Origin of the sequence: Microbacterium ureisolvens (genome assembly GCF_015278315.1) — a bacterium.
GTDB classification, from domain to species: domain Bacteria; phylum Actinomycetota; class Actinomycetes; order Actinomycetales; family Microbacteriaceae; genus Microbacterium; species Microbacterium ureisolvens.
On sequence record NZ_JADIJE010000005.1, the window covers coordinates 169,169 to 194,356 of the forward strand.

Sequence of the window (25,188 nt, forward strand, 5' to 3'; positions counted from 1 at the left end):
AGAAGACTGTCGATCTTGGCTCATGCGTGTGGTACCTTGCGACGAAGGGAGAGTGACACTGCTGGCTCACTGGAAGGCAGGACCATGAATCGTTCACAAGATTGCCTGGCACTGACAATGAAGGATGCCGCGAAGCTCGTCGGCGTCGACTACCGCACGATCAAGCTCGGCATCGAAAGCGGGACTATCCCCACGGTCCAGCTCGGCCCGCGCCGGATGATCCCGCGAGTCCCGCTGCTGCGTGCCTTCGGCGTCGACGCCTGATAGCGGCGCGAAGGGCGGTACTGCCCTGACCGGCAGGCACCGCGTGATCCTTGTCCGCGCCCTGCCTGCTACGGGCGCCGATTCGCGGGCGACGGTGACGAGGTCCTTCGTGCGCACGCGGGTCGCCAGCAGTGACTGGTGCGCGTCGCTGACTCTACTCCCCACGTCGCGTACGTGACTTAACGCGTTCTCCTTCGTCAGGACGCGGCCGCTCAGCCCCGCTCTAACTGATGAGCGGGGCGGGCGCGGCTTTCCGGGCCGCCCCGCTTTGCGCCACGGTCGTGACATATTTCCCTACGTGCAGTGCATCCGCGGCAACGGAGAATTCCACGCGGCCGTCCACCTCCTCAGCCTCATCAAGACTCATTTCGTCTCCGTTCCCTAGGGTGCGTCGTGAAGCCCTCTAGTGAGGGATTACGTCTGACGGAGCGATTCGTCCGACCTCCGAGCGACTGAATTCTTGATCGCGTTCCGCTTCGATCCCGCTCACGGGCAATGCGGGATCGGGAAGCCCGGCGTGGAGCACGCGTCGTTGCGCTACTGCGAACACCGCCGGAGTCGTGCGGCTGGGGCCGATTGAACTCGATCCGGACCCCTATCGATGGCGTTGCGAACGTGCTGCATCGCGGTACGGCTACGATGCGAGACATGGTGGAGTACAAGGACGCAGACGGCAACCCGCTCACCGAGGATGAGGCGTTGGCCCTGCCCACGAATGAGCGATTTACGGCGACGTGGGACGATGGCCGGTCCGTCGAATGCATCGTTTCGGACGAGGGCAAGTGGACTGTCGGGCACCGGTCGAGCGGTGAACTCAAGCATTACGGCGCAGTGGTGCGCGAAGGCGAGATGTACCAGGCAGCGAACATCGTCTACATGAAGCCACAGGAGACCTTCTCGGCTGCGGCGCGGAAGTACCTGTAGCCCGGACGGTCCCTTAATCCCGCCGGCCCGGCGGGCTAGGAGATCCCGCCGATCCCTCCGAGTGCACCGGCGCGCTGAGGGCCGCTCTCGGCGCAATGGCGTCCGCGGTGAGCCTGAGTTCGACGCAACCCGGGTTCGCGGCTCGATCAGGTCTGGGTGCAGGCGATGAATGTCGACGCGCCGCGTGCGCGCGTTGGCCGTGGCTATTGAGCCAGGTTGAGTGAGTGCTTAGCGGGGGCGCGTAGTGAGAGTGTGTCGTGAACCGCAGTTGACGACCCATTCCGGCGCCTATAGCAATCATGGGGTCGGCCAAGGGCTCGATGAGATGGCACCAGACGGCTGTCGTGTACCTCTCGCTGGCCGCCTCGTCATCGTAGCGATGCCCGCGGAAGCCAGCAGGCGCCGAGCCGCGACGGCGCTCAGGTTGAACCCGATCACAGCACTTTCCGCTTATTGAGGTAGAGCATGCGTCCGATGTGCTCGGCGCTCAGCTGAGCGCTCCGACGGCAACCACGATCTCCAGACACGAACTCGGCCTCCGCAGGTGATTGCGCCGTCGGTCTCCGTAACGAGTTCGATCTCCTCCATCGCCGCCAAGGGTCGAGAGTGTCTCGGCGATTGGTTCTCGCCATGACACCGTCCTTCGAACAAACCCAGCGCGACGCGAGGCGCACGGGGGCGGGCGCTCTTCCCCCGCCCTTTCCTTCCATACCGTTACGGCATCGCGTCTGGCTGTGCAGGCACATCCAGCCGGATCCCGCCGCTCATGCGTCGTCCTCGTCCCATTTCGCAGAGGAGTCCTCGTTCCGCGATTCGCGCTCGTACGCATCTGCGATGGCGCGCAGAAGGCGACTCGTGCGCCGCCAATCACGACATTCCTCGGCGCGAGTTCGGAAGCGCTGCGCGAGTTCCCGCTCCTGGTCGCCCCCCTCATAGATGCTCTTAGTCCACATCCCGCGTGCACCCCGCGCGCTCGAATAGAACCCGCGATCAATCTCCCGCGACGCCAGTTCCTCGAGTAGATCGCGAACGGCGTTGCATGGCCATCCCTCAGAAGCCGATCCGGCGCCAGTCGCGAGAATCTGGCCGATCTGCTGGTCGCCGATCTTTGTGCGACCGGATGCTGCAAGCATCTCGCGTGCGGACACTACCCATTCACGAAGTGAGTCGGGCTGAGCGTCCCAGTGAGTCCCGTCCGTGCCCGGCAGTTGGCGCCACTCGCGCAGAACCTGCCAAGCCAAGGTAGCGAGCCCGTTGTCCACCTGAGTTTCCTCATCGTCGTCCCCCCTAGTCGCCATCTTCACGAGATTCACAAACTCTGAGGGGGTGTCTCGCAACAACCCGAAGAGGGCAGCCGGATGGTGTGACGAGTGCTTGATCAGCACGAAAAAGTAGAACTCAAGGGTGGCCAACGCGCCGCGATCCGCCCCTCTGGCCTCAACGAAGTCGAGTGCAGCAGCGATGATGCGCGGTCCGTCTGCCCCGATAGGCTCCGCGCCCTCCCCCCGTAGGATCATGCCGAGCGCGGCTTGCGCATCCGCGAGCTCGAAGCCGGTTGCGGCACCGTCCTCCTCTCGTTTGGAAGTGAACTCCAGCAGGCTCAAAGCCGACACCGACCGGCCTACCGCCAGCAATCTCTCGAATGCGGTCCGCGCATTCTCAGGCGCTACGCGCCACGGGTTCACCTTCTTCCAGTAGCGAGCAGCGAGCTCCGGAGCCACACGATCCAACAGAGTGATAGCGACATCTGTCTCCAGAAGCAGGGCGAGAGCGAGGGCACGGTCGTCGTCCTGTTCGAGGTCGTTGAGCTTTGCCTCAACCCACGACTGCCCACCTTCGGCGTTGGCTCGCCACGACAAGTAGCCTCTGCTCACCTGTGCCCGAGCTTCGTTATCGGAATCGAGCCAATCGAGCATCAAAGAGTCGTGCTCGTCGGAGGGCCACTCCGCGAGAATGTGGCCGATCCCATATGGATTCTCGGCCAAGTCGACTAGCTCGCGGAACTCGATTGGCTCCGCTGCCAGAATCTCGCTCATGGCCTCGACCTGGAGTCGGTGCCATTCCGAGCGGAAGTTCTCGTTCGAGCGATCGAGGCCCTCGATTTGCGGCCACCAGCCGAACAGCTCCGCTTGCTTGGAGGCGGCCCCGGGTGACGGAAGCAGGTCGAGGATTTCTTCAAGCCGCTTCACCTGATCCGGTTGGAGCGACCAGAATTGCGGTTCATGTTCCTTCTGGCGCCGAACCTCCGAATCCAGCGCTCGCCAGAGCAGCCGTGCATCGGCAGGTGGCGCATCGATCCCGCGGACTGCTTGCTCGAGCCCCAACGAGATGCGCTCGAAATTCTCACGGCTCAAGTCGTCCAGGTTCGGGACCACTTGAGCCCAGCGCGATAGATCCTTCCCGGCGCCCTCGATGATCTGTTCGACTATGTGATCGACCACTGGAAGCCACTCGTCGCTCGAAACTTGGTCCTGTTCGGGCCCCCAATCTCGGAACCTCGGCTTTGCCGGCACTATGGAGGAGAACTGCCTCGTAGGAAGAAGCCCTAGAAGAACGCGCCACCCGACTTGCGGGTGGCGGATCGCGACTCGGTCGATGACCGCGAGCTTCGATGCCGTTCCCGCGTCTGAGTAGCGTAGCCATGGATAGAGGTAGTTCTGGAGGCTGCCAAAGGCAGTGTTGCCAGATCCATTGTCGTCGGTCGTCAGTTCGCTCAGGCGAGCTAGCGCCCGCATCGCAGAGTCGAAATGCTCAGATGATCGGGCGAGAATTTCCAGGGCCCAAAGTAGGTACACATGTGGCGACGTCGGGGAGAAGAGATCTGATCCCGGTTGGCCGTCACCGGGGAACAACTCGAGGATCGCAGGATCGTCCCTAGACAGGTCATCCAAGACTGCGTCGATGAAAAGATCCGGGGCAGCCTCGGCGCACAGAGGAAGCGCCCAACTCAGACGGCTCCATGTCGCGGAGTCGATGAGATCGTCTTCGTCTAGGAGCACATCACGGACGACCGCGGCTCCAAGCTCGCTGCCGCGTCGTCCTGCAATCTCATCCTCCACAAGTGCGATCAAGGCCACTCCTTGCATGATGCCCTCCGCGAGAGTCGAGGACCGCGGTCGCTCTTCCCCTCGGATTTCTGCCAGCAGCGTCTGCACCTGATCCATGTCGTCGAAGGGGTGGGGCGCAAGCAGCACGTCCTTCACAACCGCGATCCACGTACTGACGTCGTGCGACGTCAGTCGAGGGAACTGCACCACCGACGATTCGACCGGCGCAGCGACTCGCCAGGATTCCCCCGCGCGAACAAACATCGGGTCATCACTCGACGCCTGAGCAAGTAGCAGCCGCTCAAGGTACTCCCAACTGCTGCCAGTCAATTGCTCGAGGAAGCGGCGGTCCGCCTCCCTCGCGCTCCACTGCATGGCGAGGGCGAGCCGCGCCGCGTTGCCACTCTCTTCGTGGGTCGCTCTCGGCAGTGCCGATCTCGCGCGCGGGTCCAACGCGATCGATCGTACGAATGCCTTCGGGCTCCTCCTGAAGAGGGCAGCGAGCCGCTCTGCGCGTGTGGACCCAAGACCGCGCTCCTCGAGTACGCGAGCGGCTTCAGCGCGCCCGGGCGGCCGGATTTCGACGACTCTGGTCCCCGGGCGGAGATTGGTGTCAGCTGTGGCGATCAGCGCTACGCGGTGCCCTCGAGCTAGTGCGCCGCCGATGTCCGGCTCGTCGAAAAGGGGGATCAACACCACTGGCGAGTCGTTGTCGATCATGCGGGCCCAAGCCGTTGCTGTGTGCACAACGACCGGCGTAGCGTCGTCGTCCGCGCTTCGGAATGCGCGGTGCATGGTAGCTAGGGCTTGGTCCCGCCAAGTTCCACGGACGATCAAGACCTCGATATCCGCCTCCCCGGCCGCGAAGGCTCGCAGCACTTCGGCTTCCTCTGTGTGACTCAAGCTGAAGAGTTCTTCAGGCAGCGTCGGATCTGTGCTTCGCGAGAAGTCGCGCCACCAGCGGGCAAGGGTTTGAACATCTCGTGGCTGCATGCCGAAGAGTTCCGATAGCCATACATGGACGTTTCGCTCTGCTTGCAGCCAGCCTTCGAGGTCGTCGGCATCCAGCACACTCACACTTGCGAACTTGCCAAGCGAGTCCTTCGCGGCAGCCCATATCGCCTTGTCCCGCCATCGGCGGGTCGTGATGAACACGAAGTGGGTGTTGCGTCTGACAGAAACGGGGAGGGAAAGTCGGTTGTCAAAATCTTGGTCGGCCTTACCTGCGCTGCCAGGAGTTGTGCCGATCTCAATACCGAGATCGCCTGTCGGCAAGAACGACCCGGCATGCCCATTTGAGTGAGCGACTCCGTCCCATCCGCCAAGCGCGACTCCGTCTCCTGCTCGCACAGAGATGCCGGACACTCCTCGAGTAGCACGTAGCAGTCGGCGGATCAACTCTGGCGCGGTGTCCTGCGCAACACGTCCCGCCCACCCTTGGAGCTCATTAGCGGTCACGAGCTCCGGCTCGATCGTGCGCCTGCGGGCGCCACTGGAAGCGGTGCGGGATGTCCCACGTTGCGAGACGTAGTTATCCAGATCGTCCTGCCGGAAATGCAGTCCTCTTGATCCCGGCACCGTGATGCCATGCAGGCGCCCCTGGCGTGCAAGCCTGCGGACAGTGCTCTCGTGCACACCGAGGTGCGCTGCGGCCTGCGCGACGTTCAGGGGTTCAGCCATAGCTCCATCTTGTTTGCCGACGCCCTGATCGCCGCCTCGACCCGCTGGCGCGTGGCGCGCTCGAGCGGTCGAACGCCAGATGATCGAACGCATCACCCGCACTGCAGACACCAGCAGGTCTAGCAGGAAGCAGGCTGATAGATCAACGAATACCAGGAACCTTTGTAAGAACCACAGGAGCGCCCTCTGCATTGCGAGAAGGGCGTCCTCGCTGATGTCATCCGCCAGCCGTAGTGTGGCTTTCGTGGCGCGGACATTGCCGACGACGGTAAGAGCGTTCGCCTTGCGTTAGTGGGACTCATCCACGACCCCACGGGTCATCGTCGAGCCGTTCGACTTTGTATACCTGCAGCTCAGGTACCGGATGGAAACGCCCGGAGGGGAACACCAAGACGTTCTGAAGTCGGGCCCAAAGTGGCTCGCTCGCGAGTTCTAGGAGATCGAGGACGAGCTCGAGAAGCGCTACCCCGAGGTGCTCCTCGGCAAGGGCAAGCCCGACTAGGCTACACACACCCGTCGCCCGGCAGCGACGCAACCTGTTCACGCCGGCGGAGCGAGCGCGTGGGCACCATAGTCTGTTGGCATGAAGACGCTTCACGTTGAGCTGACGAACTGCCACGGCATCCGATCGCTTGACGCGACGCTGGACTTCGGCGACCGCAATGCGGTGGCCATCTATGCGCCCAACGGCACGATGAAAACCTCGTTCGCGCGGACCTTCAAGGACCTCGCCGCCGGCAAGGAAACCACCGATCGAGTGTTCCCTGATCGCGCGTCCTCGCGCTCAATCACCGACGAGAACGGCCAATCGCCGAACCCCAGCGACGTCGCGGTTGTCCTGTCCTACGACGAGGAGCTAGGCCCGACAGAGTCAACCTCGACTCTCCTCGTGAACCCTGAGCTTCGGCGAGAGTACGAAACACTCCAGGTGGAGCTCCTCGATGCCCGTGACGCTTTGGTACAGCAGTTGACGGCTCAGGCGGGTACGAAGCAAGATGTGCTCTCGACGATCTCGAAGGTCTTCACCCAGAGCGATGGCAAGTTCTACGACGCCCTTGTCCGCATCGCCTACGAGGTCGAACAGCTTGAGGACGCTCGGTTTGCCGACCTTCCACACGACCTGCTCTTCAACGACAAGGTGGTAACCGCGCTCAAGGGCGCTGACGTCCAGGCGCAGCTGGCCGCGTACGTGACCCGACTCAACCAGCTTCTAGACGAGTCCACCTTCTTCAACCGAAGTTCCTTCACGTATTACAACGCCACGAACGTTACGAAGAGCCTCGGTGCCAACGGCTTCTTCACGGCTCAGCACTCGCTCCTGCTGTACGGCGAGGATGAGCCACGTCAGATCACGAGCGACGCAGATCTGCAGGCGCTGATCACCGAAGAGAAGAAGCGCATCGGCGACGACGATGCGCTGCGCAAGAAGATGGATGCGGTCGAGCGTGCCGTCCAGCGCAATGAGGACACGCGAAAGTTCTTCGAGTTCATTACGAACAGGGAAAACCTGCTCCCAGAGTTTGCCAACGTCGAAGCCTTCCATCAGGACGTGTGGAAGTCGTACCTCAAGGCGCACGAGGAGGCGTTCCTGAAGGTCGTGGCGTGCTACAAAGACACCGAGAAGCGCCGTAAGGCCATCGAGCAGCAGGCGGCTACTGAAAGCACCCAGTGGGACAAGGTCATCAAGATCTTCAACGAGCGCTTCTTCGTGCCATTCACTCTCCGCGCGGAGAACAAGCACCAAGTGGCCCTCGGCCAGGACTCCATGCTCAAGCTCGTCTTCGAGTTCAATGACGGCCAGGAGTCGGCCAGCGTCGAACGGGATGACCTGCTGTCGGTGCTCAGCAACGGCGAGAAGAAGGCGCTGTACATCCTCAATGTCCTCTTCGAGATGGAAGCACGCAAAGCAACGGGACGGGAGACGATCTTCGTCATCGATGACCTCGCCGACTCGTTCGATTACAAGAACAAGTACGCCATCATCCAGTACCTCAAGGAGATGGCTGACCACGCGAACTTCAAACTCATCCTCCTCACGCACAACTTCGATTTCTTCCGCACGCTTCTCAGTCGAGGCGTAGTGGGCTACAACAAGTGCTTCATGGCTCAGAAGGGCGAGGGGAAGGTCTCGCTGAGCCAGGCCAGCCATGTGAAGAACCCGTTCATCTATGGCTTCAAGAAGAACTTCTTCGACAACGGCATGCAGCGCATCGCCTCGGTGCCGTTCGTGCGCAACATCCTCGAGTACACCAAGGGCGAGGATGACCCCGATTACTTGAAGCTGACCTCGCTCCTGCATTGGAAGGCCGACTCAGCGAGCATCGACAACACCGAGCTCGACAGGATCTTCAATGAAACCTTCCAGCCGACGAAAAAGAAGTCGTGGCGCACAGGCAAGAAACCCGTCATCGACTTGCTGCTGGAGCAGGCGGAAGTCGCGCTCACCGCAGACGAGGGTATCAACTTCGAGAACAAGATCGTGTTGTCCATCGCGACCCGCATTGTCGCCGAGCAGCACATGGTGGCCGTCCTTGCCGACCCGACGTTCACGGACGGGATCACTGGCAACCAAACCCATGCGCTGTTCCAGGCGTACAGGAGCCGGGGCCACGGGACCGACGAGTCGCTCCGCACACTCGACGACGTCGTGCTCATGACTCCCGAGAACATCCACGTGAATTCGTTCATGTACGAACCGATCATCGACCTCTCCGACGCGGCTCTGCGCGAGCTCTACACTCGGGTGAAGAGCCTCTAGCTGCGCATGCGCCAGCGGCCGTTTCTATTTGCGGCCGCGCCCACGGCTCGACCGAGCGTTGGCCAAACGCTGCTGATCGAGCAGCTCTACTTCCCGATCCCGCGCCCCGCACCTGGCGCGCCAACCACCGGCCCCGTAGCCATCGTCTCTTCGCGGTTCCGCGCCGCGCGTCGCATCTCCGCCTGCGCCGCGCGCGCAGCATCCTGCATCGTCAACTCCGGAGTGCCGCGCCCCATCGACTCGGCGAGGCACTCGCGGGCCGCGGCGTCCGTCCGCGCGACGACGATCGCGACGTTGTGCACCCGACCCCGCGTGAGGCCCACGTAGAGCCCCGCGGCATCCACATCCGGCCCGACCACTGACGCATCGGCGGTGTCGCCCTGCACACCGTGCACGGTGGACGCGTAAGCGAGCTGCAGGTGCTCGCGCGCGTACTCGGTGGACACACGCGCCACCTCGCCGCTGTCGCTCACGGAGACAAGAGACAGGTACTCGTCGCGGATGCCGCGCACGATCCACTGCGCGCGATTCTCGACTCCCGTGAGCCGGTCGTTGCGACGGGTCTGGACCGTGTCGCCGACGAGGATCCGCTGCTGCGCCATTCCCCACGCGACGACGTGGACGCCGAGCTCGCCCTGATCGACTCGCCGCTGCTGGATGGCGTCGTTGATCGCATCCGCCTCAGCATTCGTGCCGGATACCAGCGTCACCCGCTTGCCGCGTGCGTGCCAGTCGAAGTACGCGTCGATCATCCGCTCACGCGCCGCGTCGTGATGTTCGACCCGGTCGACGTGACCGTGCTCGGCAAGCTCGCCCGCAACCACGAGCGCACGCTCGCGATCACCCGCATCCCGGAGCCGCAGTGTGAGAGCGGCGTAGTCGGGATCGCGGAACCGGTGCACCGTGTCGAGCTCGACCGCAGCGTTCGCGTGCCGGATCGCAGAACCCATCGCGCCCGCATGTCCGACCGGCAACGCCTGATGCGTGTCACCCACGAACGCCAGCCCGACCCCCTGCTCTATCGCGAGCTCGACGAGGACGTTCGCCGTCTGCAGGTCGACCATGCCGGCTTCGTCGACGACGATCCGATCGCGAGAACGCAACACGTACTGGGTTGGTCCGCCGTATACGGCGCCCGTGCTGGGATCGACATCTCCCACTCGAAGCCTGGTCCACACCTTCGCGCCTGCCTGGTCGGTGCCCCATCGGTAGCCATGGTCCAAAAGCAAGGCATGAATACTCGATGCCGCGGCCCCGACCTCGCGAGAAGCCACCGATGCCGCCTTTCGCGTGGGAGCAACAACGAGCATCCGCCGCCGTTGCGACGTGAGCGCCGCAAACGCAGAGCGGAGCATCGTCGTCTTGCCCGCGCCGGCGGGGCCGGTCACAGTCACGAGCCCGTCCGTGCCGGCGATCGCGCACGCGGCAACGCTTTGCGACGCATCCAGCGCCGACAAATCCGCGTTCGGTGCGTGCCGGTGCAACTCGCCGGGCAGCAGGGAGCGCCCGGGTCGGGCGAGCACGTCCAAGCGGCCCGCGAGACGCACCTTGGCGCGTACGGTCTCGGTCGCCATGAACGCTTTGACGTGCGCCGGCGGTTCCGCAACGAGCTGGAAGACGGAACGCGTGGCACGCTCCGTGATCTCGGCGATCACGCCATCGAGCCGGTTGCGCTCCGCAACGACGCCCGTGCGCGAGAGCGCGCGTATCGCGCCCGCGCGGACGTCGAAACTACTGAACCTCCCGCCGCATGATGTGGACCGTTCGTCCGCGTCGACGACCGCCTGTGCAGCGAGCAGATCCAGGTCGACGGCATTGATGTCTGTCGCTCTGACGGGAACAGGCGCGCGCGGGTTGGTCAGATTCGGATCGATCGCGGCGATCTCGTCGCGGACGCGCGTCTCCCATGACGCCTCGTCGAGATCGGCTGGCTTGTTCGGACGCGACACCGCCCACGCGAGCCGATCGATCTGCTGCAGCACCTCCACGCTCGGCGCGGATCCTCCGTGCGTTGCCGACCACTCCGCGATCAGGCGCGCGCGGTTGGCTTCGATCTGCGCCGACCGACGCGAGACGGGTCGGACGGCGCCGGCGAGTTCGGCGATCTCGCCAGTGTCGTCGAGCGTATATCCGTGCCGGGCGAGCGCGGCGATCCAGGTGGGATCGGTGCGCGCGGCGAGCTCGCCCTCGGCGTTGACGACGGTGTGCAGTTTCATCGCGACCCGCGAGTCGAGGTTCGACCACTTGCCGTCCGCGCCGAGCACCTTGATGTTCAGCCACAGATGACGGTGGATATGCGGGTCGAGCGCGCGCGAGCGCCGATGCTGCAGCTCGACGACCTCGATGCGGGTGATCTCCTCGCGGATGAGCCCTCCGTGGCCGCGCCGCGCGTTGAGCTCCGTCTGCCACGTGAGCAGGATGCGGTCACGTAGCCGGTCCTGCAGCGCTTCGAACTCGGCGGCGAGTTCGGGATGCAGCAGCGCGGCGATGCTGTACGACTTCGGGTGGTTGAGCGTTCCGTCGAGCAGCAGGTCGGCGTCGGGGCTCAGCCGCTGACGGCCGCGCTCTTCCCCGGTGATCGGGTCGTGGCCGGTGAGCCAGACGCGAAGGCCGCCGGCGGTGAGCTCGTCCGAGGTGATGACGCCGTTCTCTACGATGAACCGCGAGACAGTCGAATCGGATGCGGCACTGTACGCTTCGAGCGCGTCAACGCCGGGGGAGTGCTGCAAGCGAGCGTCGCAGGTGCCCTCGAGCGCGTAACCGATCGCCTGTCGAACCCCTCTGGAGTCGACACCTCGCTTCCATCGCTCGAGGCCTCCTCGCATGCCGACAGGATAGGGCGCGTTTTGCCCATTATCCAGGGAGTTTTATGGCATGCAGGTATGGGTAGGGGAGTGCTGCTAAAGGGTTCCCGTCACCCTGGGTGCCTGCGTGCATCGCATAGATCGCGATGCACGCAGGCGTCGGGATCTATGCGATGTTGCTCCGCGTGAGGTCGTTGCCCGCGCAGGGTATGGCGATTCCGTTGCTGGTAAATCGATAGCGCCCGCGGCGTTGGTGGTATGCGTCCAGCCGACCGCAAACGTGTGGGCGCCGCGCTGGCCGACAGGCGCTTCAGACTAAGTACGGTGGTCAGCGGTTGGCCACCGCAGCGAGTATCAACCGAGGGCCGAGAAGAAGCCCAGGCTGGGATTGTCGAAGGTTCCTACAACGAGGCCGCGGTCCAGAAAGCGATTGAACTCTTCGCAGCTGGTTTCAGGAAGCAAGGCGCATCCGTGGCAGGCGGCCAAGTTGCAGCTGTCGGGTCCCTGGCCCTTCTCACCGGCGTCCATACAGACGGGATCCGTCGAACACCAATGTGCATCATCTAGAGCTGACGAGAAGACCACCTCAAGGTGCTCCGGACGAGCCATCCTTACCAGGCCGCCCATGGTTCCTTCTGAGTCGCCGGCTGCTGTGTATATCAGGAGTCCCGCCATGTTGAGTGTTCCTTGGTGGGAGACATAGAGGCGCTCTCGCAGCGATGCCGAGCTGTAGCCGCAGCTGAAGACCAGCTCGTTGATCAGCAAGTGTCCCAGCGTGTGGAGCATCACCATCCGGGGCGAAATGTCGCGTTCCCGGCCGCCGCGATCTGTGATCACCTGTCCGTACTGCTTCGCAATGCGGTCGGCGCGTGCTTGCACCTCGCCGCGAGCTTCCCATTCGGCAAGTCTGTCTGGGTTCAGTTCGACGTAGACGCCCTCCCCTTTGACTACATAGGCCGGCAGCCAGTCCCGCTCCGGTTGCAGAGGACGGCGACGCAGCAGCGCCTTGCCCGCCTGCAACTTCAGGTCCCCGTCGCGGCCGCGGGTGAAGCCACGGAGCGTCCGCGTTTCTCGGAGTACAGAAATGCTGCGCACTCGGTCCAGGTGACTCACGAGCGGAGAGGGCACTCCGGGGTCGGATGCTCGGAGCTCGTCATCCTGCGGCGTCTCGCGGATCATCTTGAACTCCGGGTATCGCCAGGTCCCGAGTGCATCCGCGTCATCGTCCTCCTCTTCGGGTAGCTCATCTCCAATCCCGAAGCGATCCTGGCAGGCCGCGAGCAATTCCTCGTCCGAGTACGAGTCGAACAGCTCAGGAGGGATCAGGTTTCGAATTTGCCCAGCCGTTGCGCCTGCTCCAGCGAAGGCGTGAACGGCGTTGATGGCGGGCTCCACGTCGGCTCGGCGTAGCAAGTCGCGCATCGCACCACTAACGGCGCCGACTTTCTGAGGCAGAAAGATAGACGATTCGACCAGCGGGAAGTAGACGTTGCCGGCCGCTCGCAGGGCACCTCGCAATGGTTTGTCACATGGTCCATCGGCTTCGTGCAACCAGGGCCGAGCGCCGTTACAAAGGTAGGGATTGGCGCGCCCCTGAAGATCCTGAGTGAGCACTGTGCTTTCGTTTCCGGCGTCGTCCCTTCGACCGGCCGTTGTGATGCCCATGAGCGAGCGGGAAGCGCCACAACCTGTTGCGTCACGTCTGTTCTTCGAGTCGTAACCGCAGCGAACCAGCTGGCCCTCCAGCCCGCCGCCGCCGGTGGAGACGAGGCGCAGTGTCCCTGCGCAGTTTGTCTCGGCCGAGCGATGCACCCACTCACGGAACGGGAAGTCGTCCAAATGGCCGTCATCACAAATCGCCACGAACGGCACCTGCGACATGCGCGGTCCCTTGCCCTTGACTCCTGTATGCGCTGCGTCTTCACAGCGCACGGTGTCCTGGTAGCTCAGCGGCACTTGCTTGAGACGCTTGCAGTACATGCAAAAGGCGTAGCGGGGGAAACGCAGCACCGGCACGCTGAGGCGCGCGTTGCGAGGGTCGCCGTTCGCGCCCGACCGCCAGTCAGGGGGTAAGCGGAACTCTTTGACGTTCAGTCGCGCTTCGAGCCGCCAGTCATGGACCGTGAAGTCCTCCATCGCAAGGTCGCTACTGTCTTTCGGAAACCAGTGGTCGAGCCCGGCTGTGATCACCGACGTGCCATCGACGAGCACGCTCATCGCTCCAACTCCGAATGGCGAGACGAGCTGAGCACGCCGAATGCTGCCTGACACCATGGCTAGACCTCCTCGGCTTCCATGTCTTCGCTGATGTACGAGAGCGTGATGTCCAGGCGGCACTCGGCGTCAACGCTACGCATGCTCATCGGCGTGTCCCAGGTGATGTTCTTGTTCGCGGGATCCGCCAGGTCACCCGCGGGACGCATCAGCCCCTGCTTCGGGTCGCCTTTGAAGTAAGTACTGGCCGCCCAGGTGGTCCTCTCCCCTTTCTTCCACTGCCGGGCCCGTTCGCCAACCCAGTGATCAAAGACGGCCAGCTCGTCACTGTCCACGAGTTCCGCCCGCTCGCGAAGCAGGGCGACCGCATCGTTGAAAGCCGCTTCGGGAAAGGGGCTCGGCTCGAGTGCTGGCTGGAGCTGGCGCATTCTCGCGATAGCTGCGGCATGCAGAGCGCGCTTGAGCACCGGCTCGGCGAAAGGGGTCACGGAGGTGGGCTCGACCTGAGCGTAAAGCTGCTGGTGGTACGTCCTGAAGCGCTCGTAATGGCTGCGGTCACGCGGCTTAGCGGCTCCGTAGATGGTCACGACGAGCCCGGGGGTGCGCGGGTTTCGGCCGACGCGGCCGCTCACCTGGATGTACTGCGCGGTCGTCTTAGGCTGGCCCACAATAGTCATCAGGCCAAGGCGGTCGATGTCAACGCCGACCTCGATGATGTTCGAGGCCAAGCAAACGTCAACGCACTTGGCGTTCTCCGGACACGACCCGCTTTGAACGCACTTGGCGGTTCCCACGCACTCGGGATGCGGCAACCGCATCTCGAGTTCCTCGATCGCCTTGGGGATCTCGTCGCTTCGGCGCCGCGACGTTAGCTCCATGATGTTTCTTGGGTAGCGCGCCGCAACACCGTCACGACGCTGTAGTCCGACGAGGTAGTCGGGGATGTCCGAGTCCAGCAGCGACAGCGTGTTGCCGAGTTCACGAAGGCTGTTTAGGAAGTTGACGTTGGTCCAATATCCATCACGGTCGGCGGGATCAGCTATTCGAGGGCCTGCTTGGAGAAGGGCCGCACCGACGCGCACCTGAACAGTCTGAGTTGAACCCAACGAGGGGCTCATCACGCCCAGGTAGCGGCGGCCGGGAGCATGCCGACCATCGTCGAGCCGAGCAGGCTCGGCGAAGAACGAGTGCCCCTCTTCCAGGCCATGAGGAGGGAACAACGCCACTTCACGTCGCCCGAACAAACCCATTATCTGGTCTGCATACCGCCGGACTGTCGCCGTCGAGGCAATGATCTTCGCGGGAATTGGCGACGCGCCGCGGCGGTCCGTGGTCAGATCGTCGATGACCGGCTCGTAGAGCCCCACCATCGAGCCGAGGGGACCCGAGATGAGGTGGAGCTCGTCCTGAATGATAAGGCTGGGAGGGGAGACGAGTCGCTCCCCATTGTCGTCCAGGCCAAACAGATTGCGAGCTGCCGGCTGCCAGGCCAAAGTCGCGAACTTGTCGACCGTACCGATCACAATCGAAGGGCGAGATGCGTAGATGTCTTCGTCGACGACGTGGACGGGGAGACCCTCGCGACCGTTGTAACGGCATAGATCATCAACGCAGCGGAACAGGAAGCGGCCACCCGCCCAGATGTAGCCAGGGGTATCCTGTCCCTTCTTTGCCCGCCGGATCGGACCCATCCGGGTCCCACACCACGGACACTTCAGCAACAAGAACTGATTTGAAGCGTAGTAGTCACGGCGCAGCTCCCCGAGACTGCGCTGCGCACTGCTCCACGTGTTTGGCGTCGAGTCGTTTCCGAGCCACACTCCGATCCCGAACGGACTCGTTCCCAGTTCCGTCGGAAGACCGGAGCGTAGGTCTTCCAGCACGCAGATTAGGGACGAGGCGCGTAGGAACTGCTGGGCCGTGAGCAGTCGAAGCGTGTAGCGCATGAGCGTATCGGTGCCTAAGTCATCCGGATTCCGTAAGCGCCGCGCGAGCAGGGAGATGGCCGACGCGCCGAGATACGCCTCTGTTTTGCCGCCACCAGTGGGGAAGAAGATCAGGTCAACAAGTTCTCGCCTGGGGTGGTTTGGGTACACGAGCTCCGGCAGGCTGGCCAGGATGAATGCGATCTGGAATGCCCGCCAGCGTCCATCTGATGGACTGGGCGTGGCCGCGGGGTGAGCGCCGACCGGTCTAAAAACCCCCGCGCTGTCCAACACCACGTCACGAAGGGGCAAGCGAGACCGAATCTGCTGATACAGCATCGCAAAGTTCGCGAGCTGGAAGGCCCGGGCAGCGAGCGGTTCCTCCTGGACCAGCCGCCAACCCTCCAGCATCCTTTCGTGGGCCTCTCGGCACAGGCTGACGTGACGAAGGGCCGCGTCTTGATACCGCGCCGGGAGGTCAGGAATCGAGGCGCCTCTATCGTTGATCCACTGCGCGTAAAGTGACAGCACCTTGTCGACTTGTGCGACGCCTTCCGCCGACGCATCCGCGAGATCCCTCATGCTGACGCTCACCGGGGCACGGCTCCCGTCGGCTAGAAGTTCGTAGACGTCAGGAGTCAGGCTGGTCACCTCGTAGCTCGGCAGTGCGTCGGCAAATACTCTGGCAACGGTCGGTACTTCATCCTCGGACGTGGACGGATCTACCCATTTCGCGGCGCAGCCGTGCCCGATCGCAAATGTGCGCTGATGGCGATAGAGCAGTGCGATCGAGTCCTCTTCTTCATCACTGTCGGCGCGCTGAATGTCAGGGTACGGCTCAATGCGAAGTCCGCCTGCGGCTTCCGCCATGAAGTCGATCTGAAAGAAGGCGCTGCGCGGACCAGTGCCGACGACATCGTTAACGACAGCTAGCGTCACGAGGCGGAGATCGGGGTTGGGGTCGCTCGGCATCAGTCGGCTGAACACCGACACTGTCGGCGTGATTCGCGGAGCGAGCTTGGATTCCTCGACGAGAGGTGTAGTCGGGATGGTGGAACGCCTCCTGTCGCGACGGAGGACGCCCGCTGGAACCGCGGCTTCGAGCGTAAACGGCCTACGAACCCACCACTCCATCGGCGGGGAGGCAGGGACTGCGATCTTCACAGGATCGTAGTAGGCACCGGTAATCCGCAGCCGAAGCTCTCCGGAGTCCGGGACACGAACCTTGAATGAAATCGCCATCGCCGACGGCTTGCGGCGGTTCGCGTCAGAGAGGTCGAAATCGTCGGAGTCGGCTTCGTCCTGACGAGGCCTAAGAGGAAGCTCGGGGGGAGGCTGATTCGGGATCTCCTCGTTCTCTGCAGCCCCAGTGATGATCAGAGGCTCGTCTTGCTCAAGATCGCCAGCGCCGCCGCTCGCTTGCCCGCCGCTGTAGAGAACGCCGACGCCGTACCGGCGTAACGGGTCAGTGCGCGTCAAGACCTCTTCGAGTGTGTCGCGATCGTGGAACTGGCCCACGGCTTCTTCCTTGGTCGTGAAGGTCCATGCCGGGCCCGAGCAGTCGAGTGGCTTGCCGCTCGGCGCCTCACTCTGCGGCGGACCGAACAGCTCGCGCCGTACCGCCGCCTCGACGACCTCACGTGCTTCTACACCGGTCACAATGTCCCTCCCAATCCGGCTAGGCCGGTGGTTGCCTCGACGACGCCGTAGAGCCGATCTGTCGCCCGAGTTAAGCCGACGTACAGAACCGACTCGAAATTCGGCACTACGTCACGATCTAGATCTGTCACGATCACAGCCGGAGCCTCTAGGCCCTTGAAAGCTTGAATCGTCCCATATCGCAGCCGCCCGCGTTTCGGCTCCCCTCCATCGACCTGCTCCAACACGCCCCGTAACCAGGGATCGGTTGTGGTCGCAGCAGTGGATTTCTGTCCGAGCGGGCTCAACACGACAATCTCGGACAGATCGAAACTGTCGTCGCGGAGGCGTTGAACCGCTTCGCGCAAGAGCCGTGACTGGTCGGCACCACGCGAGTACCTAAGCCAGACGGGGTTCACGCCGTCGTCGTCACGACGGAATGTCTTGTATCCGGGTGCGAGGCCGCTGAAGAGATTGACGCTGTACCCAATGCGCGGCAAGTTTCGGCAGTTAACGGTGAGTCGATGCGATGGCATATGTGGCATGCGCGAGTTCAGCAACCGACGCCCCTCACCGTCGTCGAAGATCGCTTGGCGTTCGAAGTCGCCGAAGAGCAAGACACGTCCCGATGCCAGGCCACCGCGGACCATAACGTCGAGGACGTCGAGGTATGCGTCGGTCAGCAGATCTTGTACCTCATCGATTATCAGGAAGTCGACCGGCTCGCCACCCGACTCCAGGAGAACTTCAAGAGCGCGCTCCGGCAGCTCACTCCGCCAGAACTCTTCGCTCGCATCCTTCGGTACGCGAAGCCCCGTGAGAGCCAGCAGTTCGCGATGGAATGTGCCGACGCTTAGCCGAGGGTCTTCCGGCATGTCTCTCGCCAGCCGCCTACCAAGCAGTCCGTTGAAGCATATGAGTCGACCGGAGTTGCCAGCTGCAATCTCGCGCCGCGCAGCCTCCATGGCCAGTAGGGTCTTGCCCGAACCGGCAGGACCGGTGAAGAGGACAGCGCGATTCTCAGTCATCGCATCCAGCGCGGAGTACTGCTCCTCGACGAAGCGTACAAGCTGGTGCTCGCGTGCTGCCCGCACGTCGCCTGCGACAACTCCCATCTCGAAGTTCGGCCGGAGTACACTCGCGATCTTTTTCGCCGTCTGTTCGTCCGGGCCGAGGCCTCCGGCGGAGTAGCCGGCAAAGGTGGCGTCAAGGTGCGCGATGCCGCCGAGGAACGCCCGTCGAACTGCGGCAACGGGGTCTTGCTTGAGATCCTCGGAATCGAGCACTTGCCAGCTGGCCCACTCGGACGAAGGCTTCAACATCGTCCGCGCACGAACCGCCGTGAACCAAACCGCACTCAGCATGGGTAGCGACCGGAGCTCGATCTTCCGGCGAAGCAGCTCCTTTCGGATGGAATGCATAGCTTCATTTGCCTGTTTGAATGGACCTCGCGCCGTCGGTGGGTGTCGTCCGAGATACCAAGCTCCATCGCGAACGTCAATCTGCTCGTGGGACTTAACCTCGATTACCAATACGCCCAGGTGCGGCGCAATCACGACGAAGTCCGCTTCCCCTTCCGGGTTTCGAACATGCTCAGCGATGTTGAGTGAATGAAGTACGATCCAGTCTTCGGTGTCGGAGGAGCTGGCGAGGGCCCGATAGACGGATTTCTCACCCGGCGCAGAGTCCTCAGGAAAGAACGGTGGCATCATTCGAGCCATTGCAAACTCCCATCAGCGAATGGCACACGAATCTGTGCCCGGGCCACAATCTCGGTAAAGGGTGATCGCGCCAGCACTCGCGCCACGATCATTCTGCGGAAACCATTGCGTTGCAGGTCAAGACGCAGGACTCCGTCTTTCTCCAACGTTCCTAGATCGGCAAGGCTGACTGCCGCTTCCAGCTCCTTGCGCAGATCTGCGGTCGCCTTATACACGGCACGGCGCAACATCACCGCATTCCCATAAGTCGGCTGCAACGGCATGCCCAGCCAGCTCAGGAGCCCGCCGAAATCGGCATCCAGCTGCGGGCATATCAAACGTGGATCGGCCCAAGCGCGAACCTGGCCAGCGGAACGAACTCCACGAGCAGACAGCTCCCTCGCGGCAGCCTTAGCACCGTGCTCGGAGAGCCGCGCATGTAGGGCCTGCTTCCACTGCTTCTGAGTGGCGAGCACTGCATCCGCGCGTGACCCGAGCGAACGTAGCGCCTGCTCGTACATCGCGCCGCGTTCCGTCTCGCCCTCCCTTAGAACTAGGTAGGTGCCCGGAATCACATCAGTGACCAACGCGTAGTCGATGCGATCACCCTCCGGCTGGCGCGGATCCAGAGAGCGAATGCGATCGCCGTCATCGAGCCACAGAGCGAGCCCACCACCGAGCAGCAACTTCCATGCTTCTACTTCGTCGGTCGCGGGTTCGCGGTCGTCGGATTGCCGGTTGCCCCAGACGGGTTGAGGGAAATAGCTGTCCTCGGCCGGGCTATCGCCGTCGCCGTCGCCGTCGCCGTCGCCGGGCTCGCTAACGTCGCCGATCGGGTGCACTGCAGCATTAAATGTGATGCGTCCCTCGGCATGGGGCCCAAGGACGGAATCTGGCAACGAGTGGTTCCGGAACCACGCTGGTAGGACGAAGGTGACCTCGTCTGTGGAGGGCGCCATCACCACGGAGGACGGCACGAACATCGGCGGAGCGATGACATAGCTTTGCTCTACCCCCGCATGCAGTTCACTCAACCCACTCGGAACTAAGACGACCGCGCCGACGCTATGGAGCCACTCCTGTAGGCCCGCGCGAGCTGCGCCGCCGCTCGCGACGACGACGCAGTTGCCCGCTCCCACCTCAAGAATCGACTCAAGAAGTACCGCTCCAAGCGGCGAGTCCGTCTCTCTCACGGCTGTCGCAGCGGATGCAAGTTCGTCGAGAAGGGACTCGTGCCCCACAAAGGCACGCAGCCGCGTCGTCTGTCGCAGTAACTGCTCTACGATCTGCGCCTGCACCGGTTGGAGGGAGTTGGGAAATGGTTGTGTAATCCGTCGCCACCGCAACGCCTTCGCAGCTTGGAGGAGGTCCGACCATACCTCGCTCGGCTCGTCGCCGAGCGCGAAAATCGTTCGGCGGATCGCAGCGTTGAGCTGGGCGCCGGCCGGGTCGCCGACGGCGAAGATGGAAAGACCGTTCTCGACGAGCGCGCGGGCACACTCGTAGCGCGCAATGACGTCGTTGATGCGGCTCATAGAGCCACCGTGAAGGCGATGGCTTCGATTGGCCGCGGCGGCTTCCAAAACAGATCCGTGGCCACCGAAAGTGGTTGGCTATTGCTAAGCCGCGCTTGCAAGATTGCCTCTGCCGCCGATTCATCGGCGATTGATCGGTCGATGATGCAAACGACGATCGGCACTGTTATGTCATTAAGGTACTTGATCGCGCCGTAACGGTCCAAGATCGCCGCCAGGCACGATTCGGGCAACTCTTCCCCTTCGCTCAACCGGGCCGCAGGAATAATAGGCGTCGACCAAGTGGCGGCGCTCTTGTCGTATGGCAATACGTAGTCGCGAAGCCGGGTGCTGCTAGTCGCTCCTTCGCCTCCACCGCCGATCAGTGCATCGAGGTCATCGCGTAGCCATTTGGCGGTTCCGATCAGTGCAAGGTCCATCGGCGGGGCGGCCAAACGCTCCAACCAGCTATCAGCCACTCCGGTGAGCTCGCCGAGAAATCCGGCGGCGGGCACGTCGGAAACGACACTTGTTACCACTCGGTCAAGCTCGACCACGGCCTTGTGCCGGTCCACGGGCAGTAGCTTCCCAGCAGTGAGAACACGTGGATCGCTACGTTTCTCATCCAAGTGCGTGAAAGGCCCCGCCATGATCAGTCTTTCGGTAACAGCGCGGAGGTATGTGCTGCGATCAGCCGTCCGGAACACGGCGATCGGCTCGTCTAGTGTCGGCGCCGGGCTGGACAGCATCCAGCCAGCGCCAATCAGGGCGGCGGCGTAGTCTCGGCGTGGTACCGAGACTGCGAGAACCAGTTGACGACCGTCGAGCTTCTCCACTTGTCTGCGCAACAACGACCCGAGGCTGACTAGGGCACCGATCCATGCCGCGGTGGCAAGTGGCTCACCAGCCTCGTCCGCAAGTCCCAGGCACACCCGCGGGCTACCCATCAGCGCGTTCGGCCGAGAGGTTCGGGTAACCGTTATCACGCCCGGGTCGGTGAGAGTTTCGTAGGCACGGCGGATTCGGGCGCCGAGCAGGGTCCCTTGCGGCATCACTCGAGTAGAGGTCGCCACCTGGGCTGATGTGAAGAACGTGCAGGACTAGCGGCTGACCACCGTATTCGCGCGTGGCTGTACGTGCGTTTGTCGGCACGACTTCGGTACCCATCCCAGCCGCTCCCCATCCCCATGCCCCGCTGCAGTATTTCAATCACCGTACCGAGAAACCGGACTCACCCGCTTGCGCCATGGACGCGTGTCCCAAGCCGAGTATTTGGGTGCATCCAGGCGAACCCGTCGGCCACTCTCGCCCTCTGCTGCGGATGAAGAGGATGAGGATCTCGCGTTAGGGTGACCGCTCACTTGTGTCAACGGCGACCTTGGAGGCTTGTGCCGCCTGTGGCCGCTACATCCCGCACGTCAGCTCACGCGGCTGCGGTGAGTCGTCATGTACTTATTGCGACGGTGATCGATCTGGCCGGTGAACCCTTTGAAGCCGCCGAGCTTGTACGAGGTGGTTCGATCGGTGACCTTGACCTCGAGGTCGAAGTCCTGCGCGAGCATCGCGAGGTGTTGCTCGACGGTAGCGGTAGTTGTCTCCGACATGATTCGAACGAGGCGTTCGAGAGAAATGAACTGATCGGCGTTTGCAAGGGCTCGATAGACAGGGTCGTGGACGTCCGCACTTAGCTGCGGGACTTCGTGGGGTGTGCCTTCGTGGGCGAGCGCCGCGCGAATCGACTCACCAACGGCTGCAGCAACCGGAGGAGGGAAGGCGTTTCCAATCTGTCGATATTGCGACGTCTTTCTGCCTGCGAACTGCCAGTGATCCTCATCCCTCCACCCCTGGAGGCGGGCGACCATGGGGATGGTCAATCGTGGATGCCAGACTGACGGGTGCAACGCGTTCGGCTCCGGAGCCGCGTTAGCGATCCCGCGACCGTCGACGGCGAGCTTGGCCCATGCGGCCTTGGCACGAGTGGGCCCGAGATCCGCGCCTCCGTGTTTCTTGCTCCCGCCTACCAGAGTTGGCCCCACCCCGTTGGCCATGGCAGCCCAGTCGTCGGCGTACTTCCAGCCTCGCTCGCTCATTAGGTCGCGGAGGGTCTCGCCGACCGTCGGGGACGATGCCAGCGGTTCGGGCCACCGGAAGTAAGCCGCGTCATCGGGACGCATCGCGACCAGCACGAACCGTGGTCGGAGCTGGGCGACGCCAAAGTCAGCCGCATGAAGGAGCTTCCAGTTGGCGACGTATCCGAGCTGCGCAAGCCGGTCGAGTACGCGCTGACGATAGCCCGAGAATCGTGGAGCAGTCAGCCCGCGGACGTTTTCCAGCATGAGAGCTCGGGGCTGCATCACAGCGACTTGCTCAACTGCCCAGGCAAACAGGTCACGCTCGTCCGAGGACCCGAGTTGTTGCCCTGCGATCGAGAACGGTGGGCATGGGACTCCGCCAGCGAGGAGGTCGATTCCCTCGTAGTCGGATGGGCGCCAGACAGCGGTGTCTGCGACATCACCCACGGCTACTTCGAATCCGGTGCTCTGGCGCAAGGTCTGGGCGGCAAAGCCATCGAGTTCGACGGCGAGTACGTGATCGAAACCAGCTCGATGCAGTCCGAGAGCTTGGCCACCGGCGCCAGCGCAGATCTCTACGACTGTGGGCTGCGACCGTTTCTGCATGTCTGAGTCTCCCGAGTGCGTTTTCGTGCGTAGCTCACCCTAGTTTCATTCCGTGCTCGGACATCGCATCGACGTCGGCACGTCGTGCTCAGTGGCCGCGGGCAGTGCGCGGCGCACCATCGCGACGGCGTCAGACACATCGGTATGCTCCCAGATTCGGAGTACGAGCCACCCGGCAGCCTCGAGCGCGCGTGTGTTCGCTCGGTCGCGAGCGCGGTTTCGCTGCAGCTTTGGTGCCCAGTAGTCAGGATTGGCTTGTGGCGTTCGGCCATGTTCCGGGCAGGAGTGCCAGAAGCACCCGTCCACGAAGACCGCAACCTTGGCCCGTGTAAAGGCGATGTCCGGGCGTGCTCGCCCGCCCGCGACGTCTATGCGGTAGTCGCAGCGGTACCGGTACCCGGCGGCATGGAGCGCCTTGCGGAGCGCAAGTTCAGGGCGCGTATCGCGCCGCCGAATGGCTTGCATATTCCGGCGACGTCCTGCGGTCGGGTGTGCTTCGTCCACAGTTGGAGCTCCACGACGGTCAGAGTTTTGTTTGCGAGCCCGGAGATGACGGGCGCATCAATGCTTCAACGGCATCCCGGGTGTCGGCGGGCAACCGACGATACGCGCTCCATGCGCGCTCGAGCGGCGAGGTCTCGCGGCGTCCCATCGCCATCCAGTGCAGCAGGGTTTCGCGCTGTCGCGAGTCGAGCGCAGCTATTCGCTGCAGAGCCTCGTCGCGCGACAGGGATTCATTGGTCCCGCCCGACGCGCAACGCCGGCACTGGGTGATCAGGACAGTTTCGTCGCCGTCGTCAGCCGAGGGCCGGCGCACGACGCCGATGCTTGCCGTTTCGAGGCCTCCATCGGGATAGTTGTCACCGGCCGATACGCCGCAGGTCACGCACATGTAGTCGTCACGCGCAAGGACGGCTGCTCGAAGCTTCGATGAAATGGCGCTCTTCGGTGCGGCTGTCTTGCGTGCTGCTGGATCCCAGACGGGCACACCGACGTGGACGAGTCGCTGCTCGTCGGGCCTGAGTGTGCCATCTTCCGCGCTTGAGTGGAGGACCCACTCGTAGTCACGCAGATCTCTCACGCGTCGATCAATCTGCCCGACCCTCGGGAACGCTTCTCGAAGGCGAGTCTTCGTGAAGGTGTTGCCAACGCCGACCTCTTGGACAAGCCACAGCGCTCCGAGCACCATACTTCCGGTGGTGAGATCCGGATCGTTCCAACGTGGGATGTCCATCGTCCCTCATCCTCCAACGTCGGGCCAGGGCAGCTGTTCCTACAGCCCTGGCCACGCGAACAACTCTCGTGCCTCATTCTTGTCGAGGATCGGAGACAAGAGACCGAGCCCCGGCACAATTGAGTCGGTAGGCACGTCGACCCGGCAGGACTCCCAACTGCCGTGGTCTCCCGTGTCAGTGGGCATCTGTTGCGCGAGCCACTCCGAGTCGATCGTCGCCACCGACCGCAGGCGGAAATCGTCGGGATCTAGCCGCAGCGCGACAAGTATCCAGGCCGGGTCCCTCTGTGACACTAGGAACTCGTTCCGGCTCAGATGCAACGTGAGGCGGTGTCGCCTCGTTGTGCTCTTCACTTCCAAGTGACCTTCTTGGAGCCCATGCCGAACCGATACGTCGTAACCCAGCCCGTCTGCCCAGAGCGCAACATGATCGACTGTCGCGGCGGGGTTCGCTTCCAAGAGCTCGACGAGCGCCCGCTCGCCGGCAGAGCCGATTCTCGCTCTCAAGTCGACGTCGACTTTTCCCCACGCTGACCGGATGTAGCCTGCCGCGGTCGGTCGATCGATTCCTAGTGCTTCGGCGGCAGCCGCCACATCGTCCGGGAGCAAATCCGGATCATCGGCAAACTCGTCCGCGTTCGGCAGCCAGACGGCGTCGCTGGTCTCGATGGCGGAGATTAGAACCCGATGGTTGGGTGGAATCGGGCCCCGCTCGGCTTCTAGCACTCCAGTGCTTCGTAGCCACTCGTATGCGGTCTCATATTGGGTGCTGGTCAGGTCGCTGTATCGCGGGACGGTCGCGAACGTA

Annotated in this window: 14 protein-coding genes and 1 pseudogene; 3 read left to right on the forward strand and 12 right to left on the reverse strand. The window is 63.1% G+C overall.

Translation table 11 applies throughout. The features are described 5' to 3' along the window. Window positions 1–84 precede the first annotated feature (84 nt). On the forward strand, window positions 85–264 hold the full coding sequence (locus IM767_RS10075; protein ID WP_239453273.1) for a MerR family transcriptional regulator: 180 nt from the start codon (window positions 85–87) through the stop codon (window positions 262–264). A 648-nt stretch (window positions 265–912) separates the two neighbouring features. Further along, entirely contained in the window at window positions 913–1,188 is a 276-nt protein-coding gene (locus IM767_RS10080; protein ID WP_109210229.1) for a hypothetical protein, read from the forward strand. A gap of 764 nt (window positions 1,189–1,952) precedes the next feature. On the opposite strand, the gene IM767_RS10085 is transcribed toward IM767_RS10080, so the two are convergent. Together IM767_RS10085 and IM767_RS21235 are read right to left on the reverse strand one after the other, a co-directional pair. Next, the gene (locus IM767_RS10085) at window positions 1,953–5,390 is read right to left on the reverse strand and encodes a hypothetical protein (RefSeq protein WP_239453274.1); all 3,438 of its coding nucleotides are present in this window, start codon (window positions 5,388–5,390) and stop codon (window positions 1,953–1,955) included. A 372-nt stretch (window positions 5,391–5,762) separates the two neighbouring features. Then, window positions 5,763–6,107, reverse strand: a pseudogene (locus IM767_RS21235) (helix-turn-helix domain-containing protein); the annotation flags it as partial. Window positions 6,108–6,498: 391 nt separating this feature from the next. On the opposite strand from IM767_RS21235, the gene IM767_RS10090 reads away from it, so the two are divergent. Next, a complete protein-coding gene (locus tag IM767_RS10090; RefSeq protein WP_109210231.1) occupies window positions 6,499–8,673 on the forward strand; it encodes a phage infection protein in 2,175 nt (724 codons plus the stop codon). 86 nt (window positions 8,674–8,759) lie between these two features. Here the strand turns inward: IM767_RS10090 and IM767_RS10095 are convergent, their stop codons facing one another. The 10 genes from IM767_RS10095 to IM767_RS10140 all read right to left on the reverse strand — a co-directional run bounded on the left by IM767_RS10095 (window position 8,760) and on the right by IM767_RS10140 (window position 25,106). Continuing rightward, window positions 8,760–11,498 carry an AAA family ATPase gene (locus IM767_RS10095; protein WP_109210232.1) on the reverse strand — a complete coding sequence of 913 codons (2,739 nt, stop codon included), beginning with the start codon at window positions 11,496–11,498 and terminating at the stop codon, window positions 8,760–8,762. Window positions 11,499–11,831: 333 nt separating this feature from the next. Next, the gene (drmB, locus tag IM767_RS10100; protein WP_109210233.1) at window positions 11,832–13,751 is read right to left on the reverse strand and encodes a DUF1998 domain-containing protein; all 1,920 of its coding nucleotides are present in this window, start codon (window positions 13,749–13,751) and stop codon (window positions 11,832–11,834) included. Between the two features lie 2 nt (window positions 13,752–13,753). Next, window positions 13,754–17,275 carry a helicase-related protein gene (locus IM767_RS10105; protein WP_109210234.1) on the reverse strand — a complete coding sequence of 1,174 codons (3,522 nt, stop codon included), beginning with the start codon at window positions 17,273–17,275 and terminating at the stop codon, window positions 13,754–13,756. Next, window positions 17,272–18,975 carry a nuclease-related domain-containing DEAD/DEAH box helicase gene (locus tag IM767_RS10110; RefSeq protein ID WP_109210235.1) on the reverse strand — a complete coding sequence of 568 codons (1,704 nt, stop codon included), beginning with the start codon at window positions 18,973–18,975 and terminating at the stop codon, window positions 17,272–17,274. Before IM767_RS10110 ends, IM767_RS10105 begins: the two co-directional genes overlap by 4 nt. Further along, entirely contained in the window at window positions 18,963–20,489 is a 1,527-nt protein-coding gene (locus tag IM767_RS10115; RefSeq protein WP_109210236.1) for a hypothetical protein, read from the reverse strand. The genes IM767_RS10110 and IM767_RS10115 overlap by 13 nt, the downstream gene beginning before the upstream one ends. Further along, on the reverse strand, window positions 20,486–21,520 hold the full coding sequence (locus tag IM767_RS10120; RefSeq protein ID WP_198425832.1) for a hypothetical protein: 1,035 nt from the start codon (window positions 21,518–21,520) through the stop codon (window positions 20,486–20,488). Before IM767_RS10120 ends, IM767_RS10115 begins: the two co-directional genes overlap by 4 nt. A 366-nt stretch (window positions 21,521–21,886) precedes the next feature. Continuing rightward, entirely contained in the window at window positions 21,887–23,146 is a 1,260-nt protein-coding gene (locus IM767_RS10125; RefSeq protein ID WP_109210237.1) for a DNA cytosine methyltransferase, read from the reverse strand. Between the two features lie 45 nt (window positions 23,147–23,191). Further along, window positions 23,192–23,650, reverse strand: coding sequence for a very short patch repair endonuclease (locus tag IM767_RS10130; protein WP_275426020.1), 459 nt, complete (start codon window positions 23,648–23,650; stop codon window positions 23,192–23,194). Between the two features lie 19 nt (window positions 23,651–23,669). Further along, window positions 23,670–24,380, reverse strand: coding sequence for a hypothetical protein (locus IM767_RS10135; protein WP_109210239.1), 711 nt, complete (start codon window positions 24,378–24,380; stop codon window positions 23,670–23,672). 39 nt (window positions 24,381–24,419) lie between these two features. Further along, the gene (locus tag IM767_RS10140; protein ID WP_162564266.1) at window positions 24,420–25,106 is read right to left on the reverse strand and encodes a protein NO VEIN domain-containing protein; all 687 of its coding nucleotides are present in this window, start codon (window positions 25,104–25,106) and stop codon (window positions 24,420–24,422) included. Window positions 25,107–25,188: the final 82 nt, after the last annotated feature.

Coding starts and splice junctions, on each gene's coding strand:
- IM767_RS10115 (WP_109210236.1), bottom strand. CDS start 20,489: ATGAGCCGCATCAACGACGTCATTGCGCGCTACGAGTGTGCCCGCGCG.
- IM767_RS10095 (WP_109210232.1), bottom strand. CDS start 11,498: ATGCGAGGAGGCCTCGAGCGATGGAAGCGAGGTGTCGACTCCAGAGGG.
- IM767_RS10125 (WP_109210237.1), bottom strand. CDS start 23,146: ATGCAGAAACGGTCGCAGCCCACAGTCGTAGAGATCTGCGCTGGCGCC.
- IM767_RS10120 (WP_198425832.1), bottom strand. CDS start 21,520: ATGCCGCAAGGGACCCTGCTCGGCGCCCGAATCCGCCGTGCCTACGAA.
- IM767_RS10135 (WP_109210239.1), bottom strand. CDS start 24,380: ATGGACATCCCACGTTGGAACGATCCGGATCTCACCACCGGAAGTATG.
- IM767_RS10090 (WP_109210231.1), top strand. CDS start 6,499: ATGAAGACGCTTCACGTTGAGCTGACGAACTGCCACGGCATCCGATCG.
- drmB (WP_109210233.1), bottom strand. CDS start 13,751: ATGGTGTCAGGCAGCATTCGGCGTGCTCAGCTCGTCTCGCCATTCGGA.
- IM767_RS10075 (WP_239453273.1), top strand. CDS start 85: ATGAATCGTTCACAAGATTGCCTGGCACTGACAATGAAGGATGCCGCG.
- IM767_RS10110 (WP_109210235.1), bottom strand. CDS start 18,975: ATGGCTCGAATGATGCCACCGTTCTTTCCTGAGGACTCTGCGCCGGGT.
- IM767_RS10080 (WP_109210229.1), top strand. CDS start 913: ATGGTGGAGTACAAGGACGCAGACGGCAACCCGCTCACCGAGGATGAG.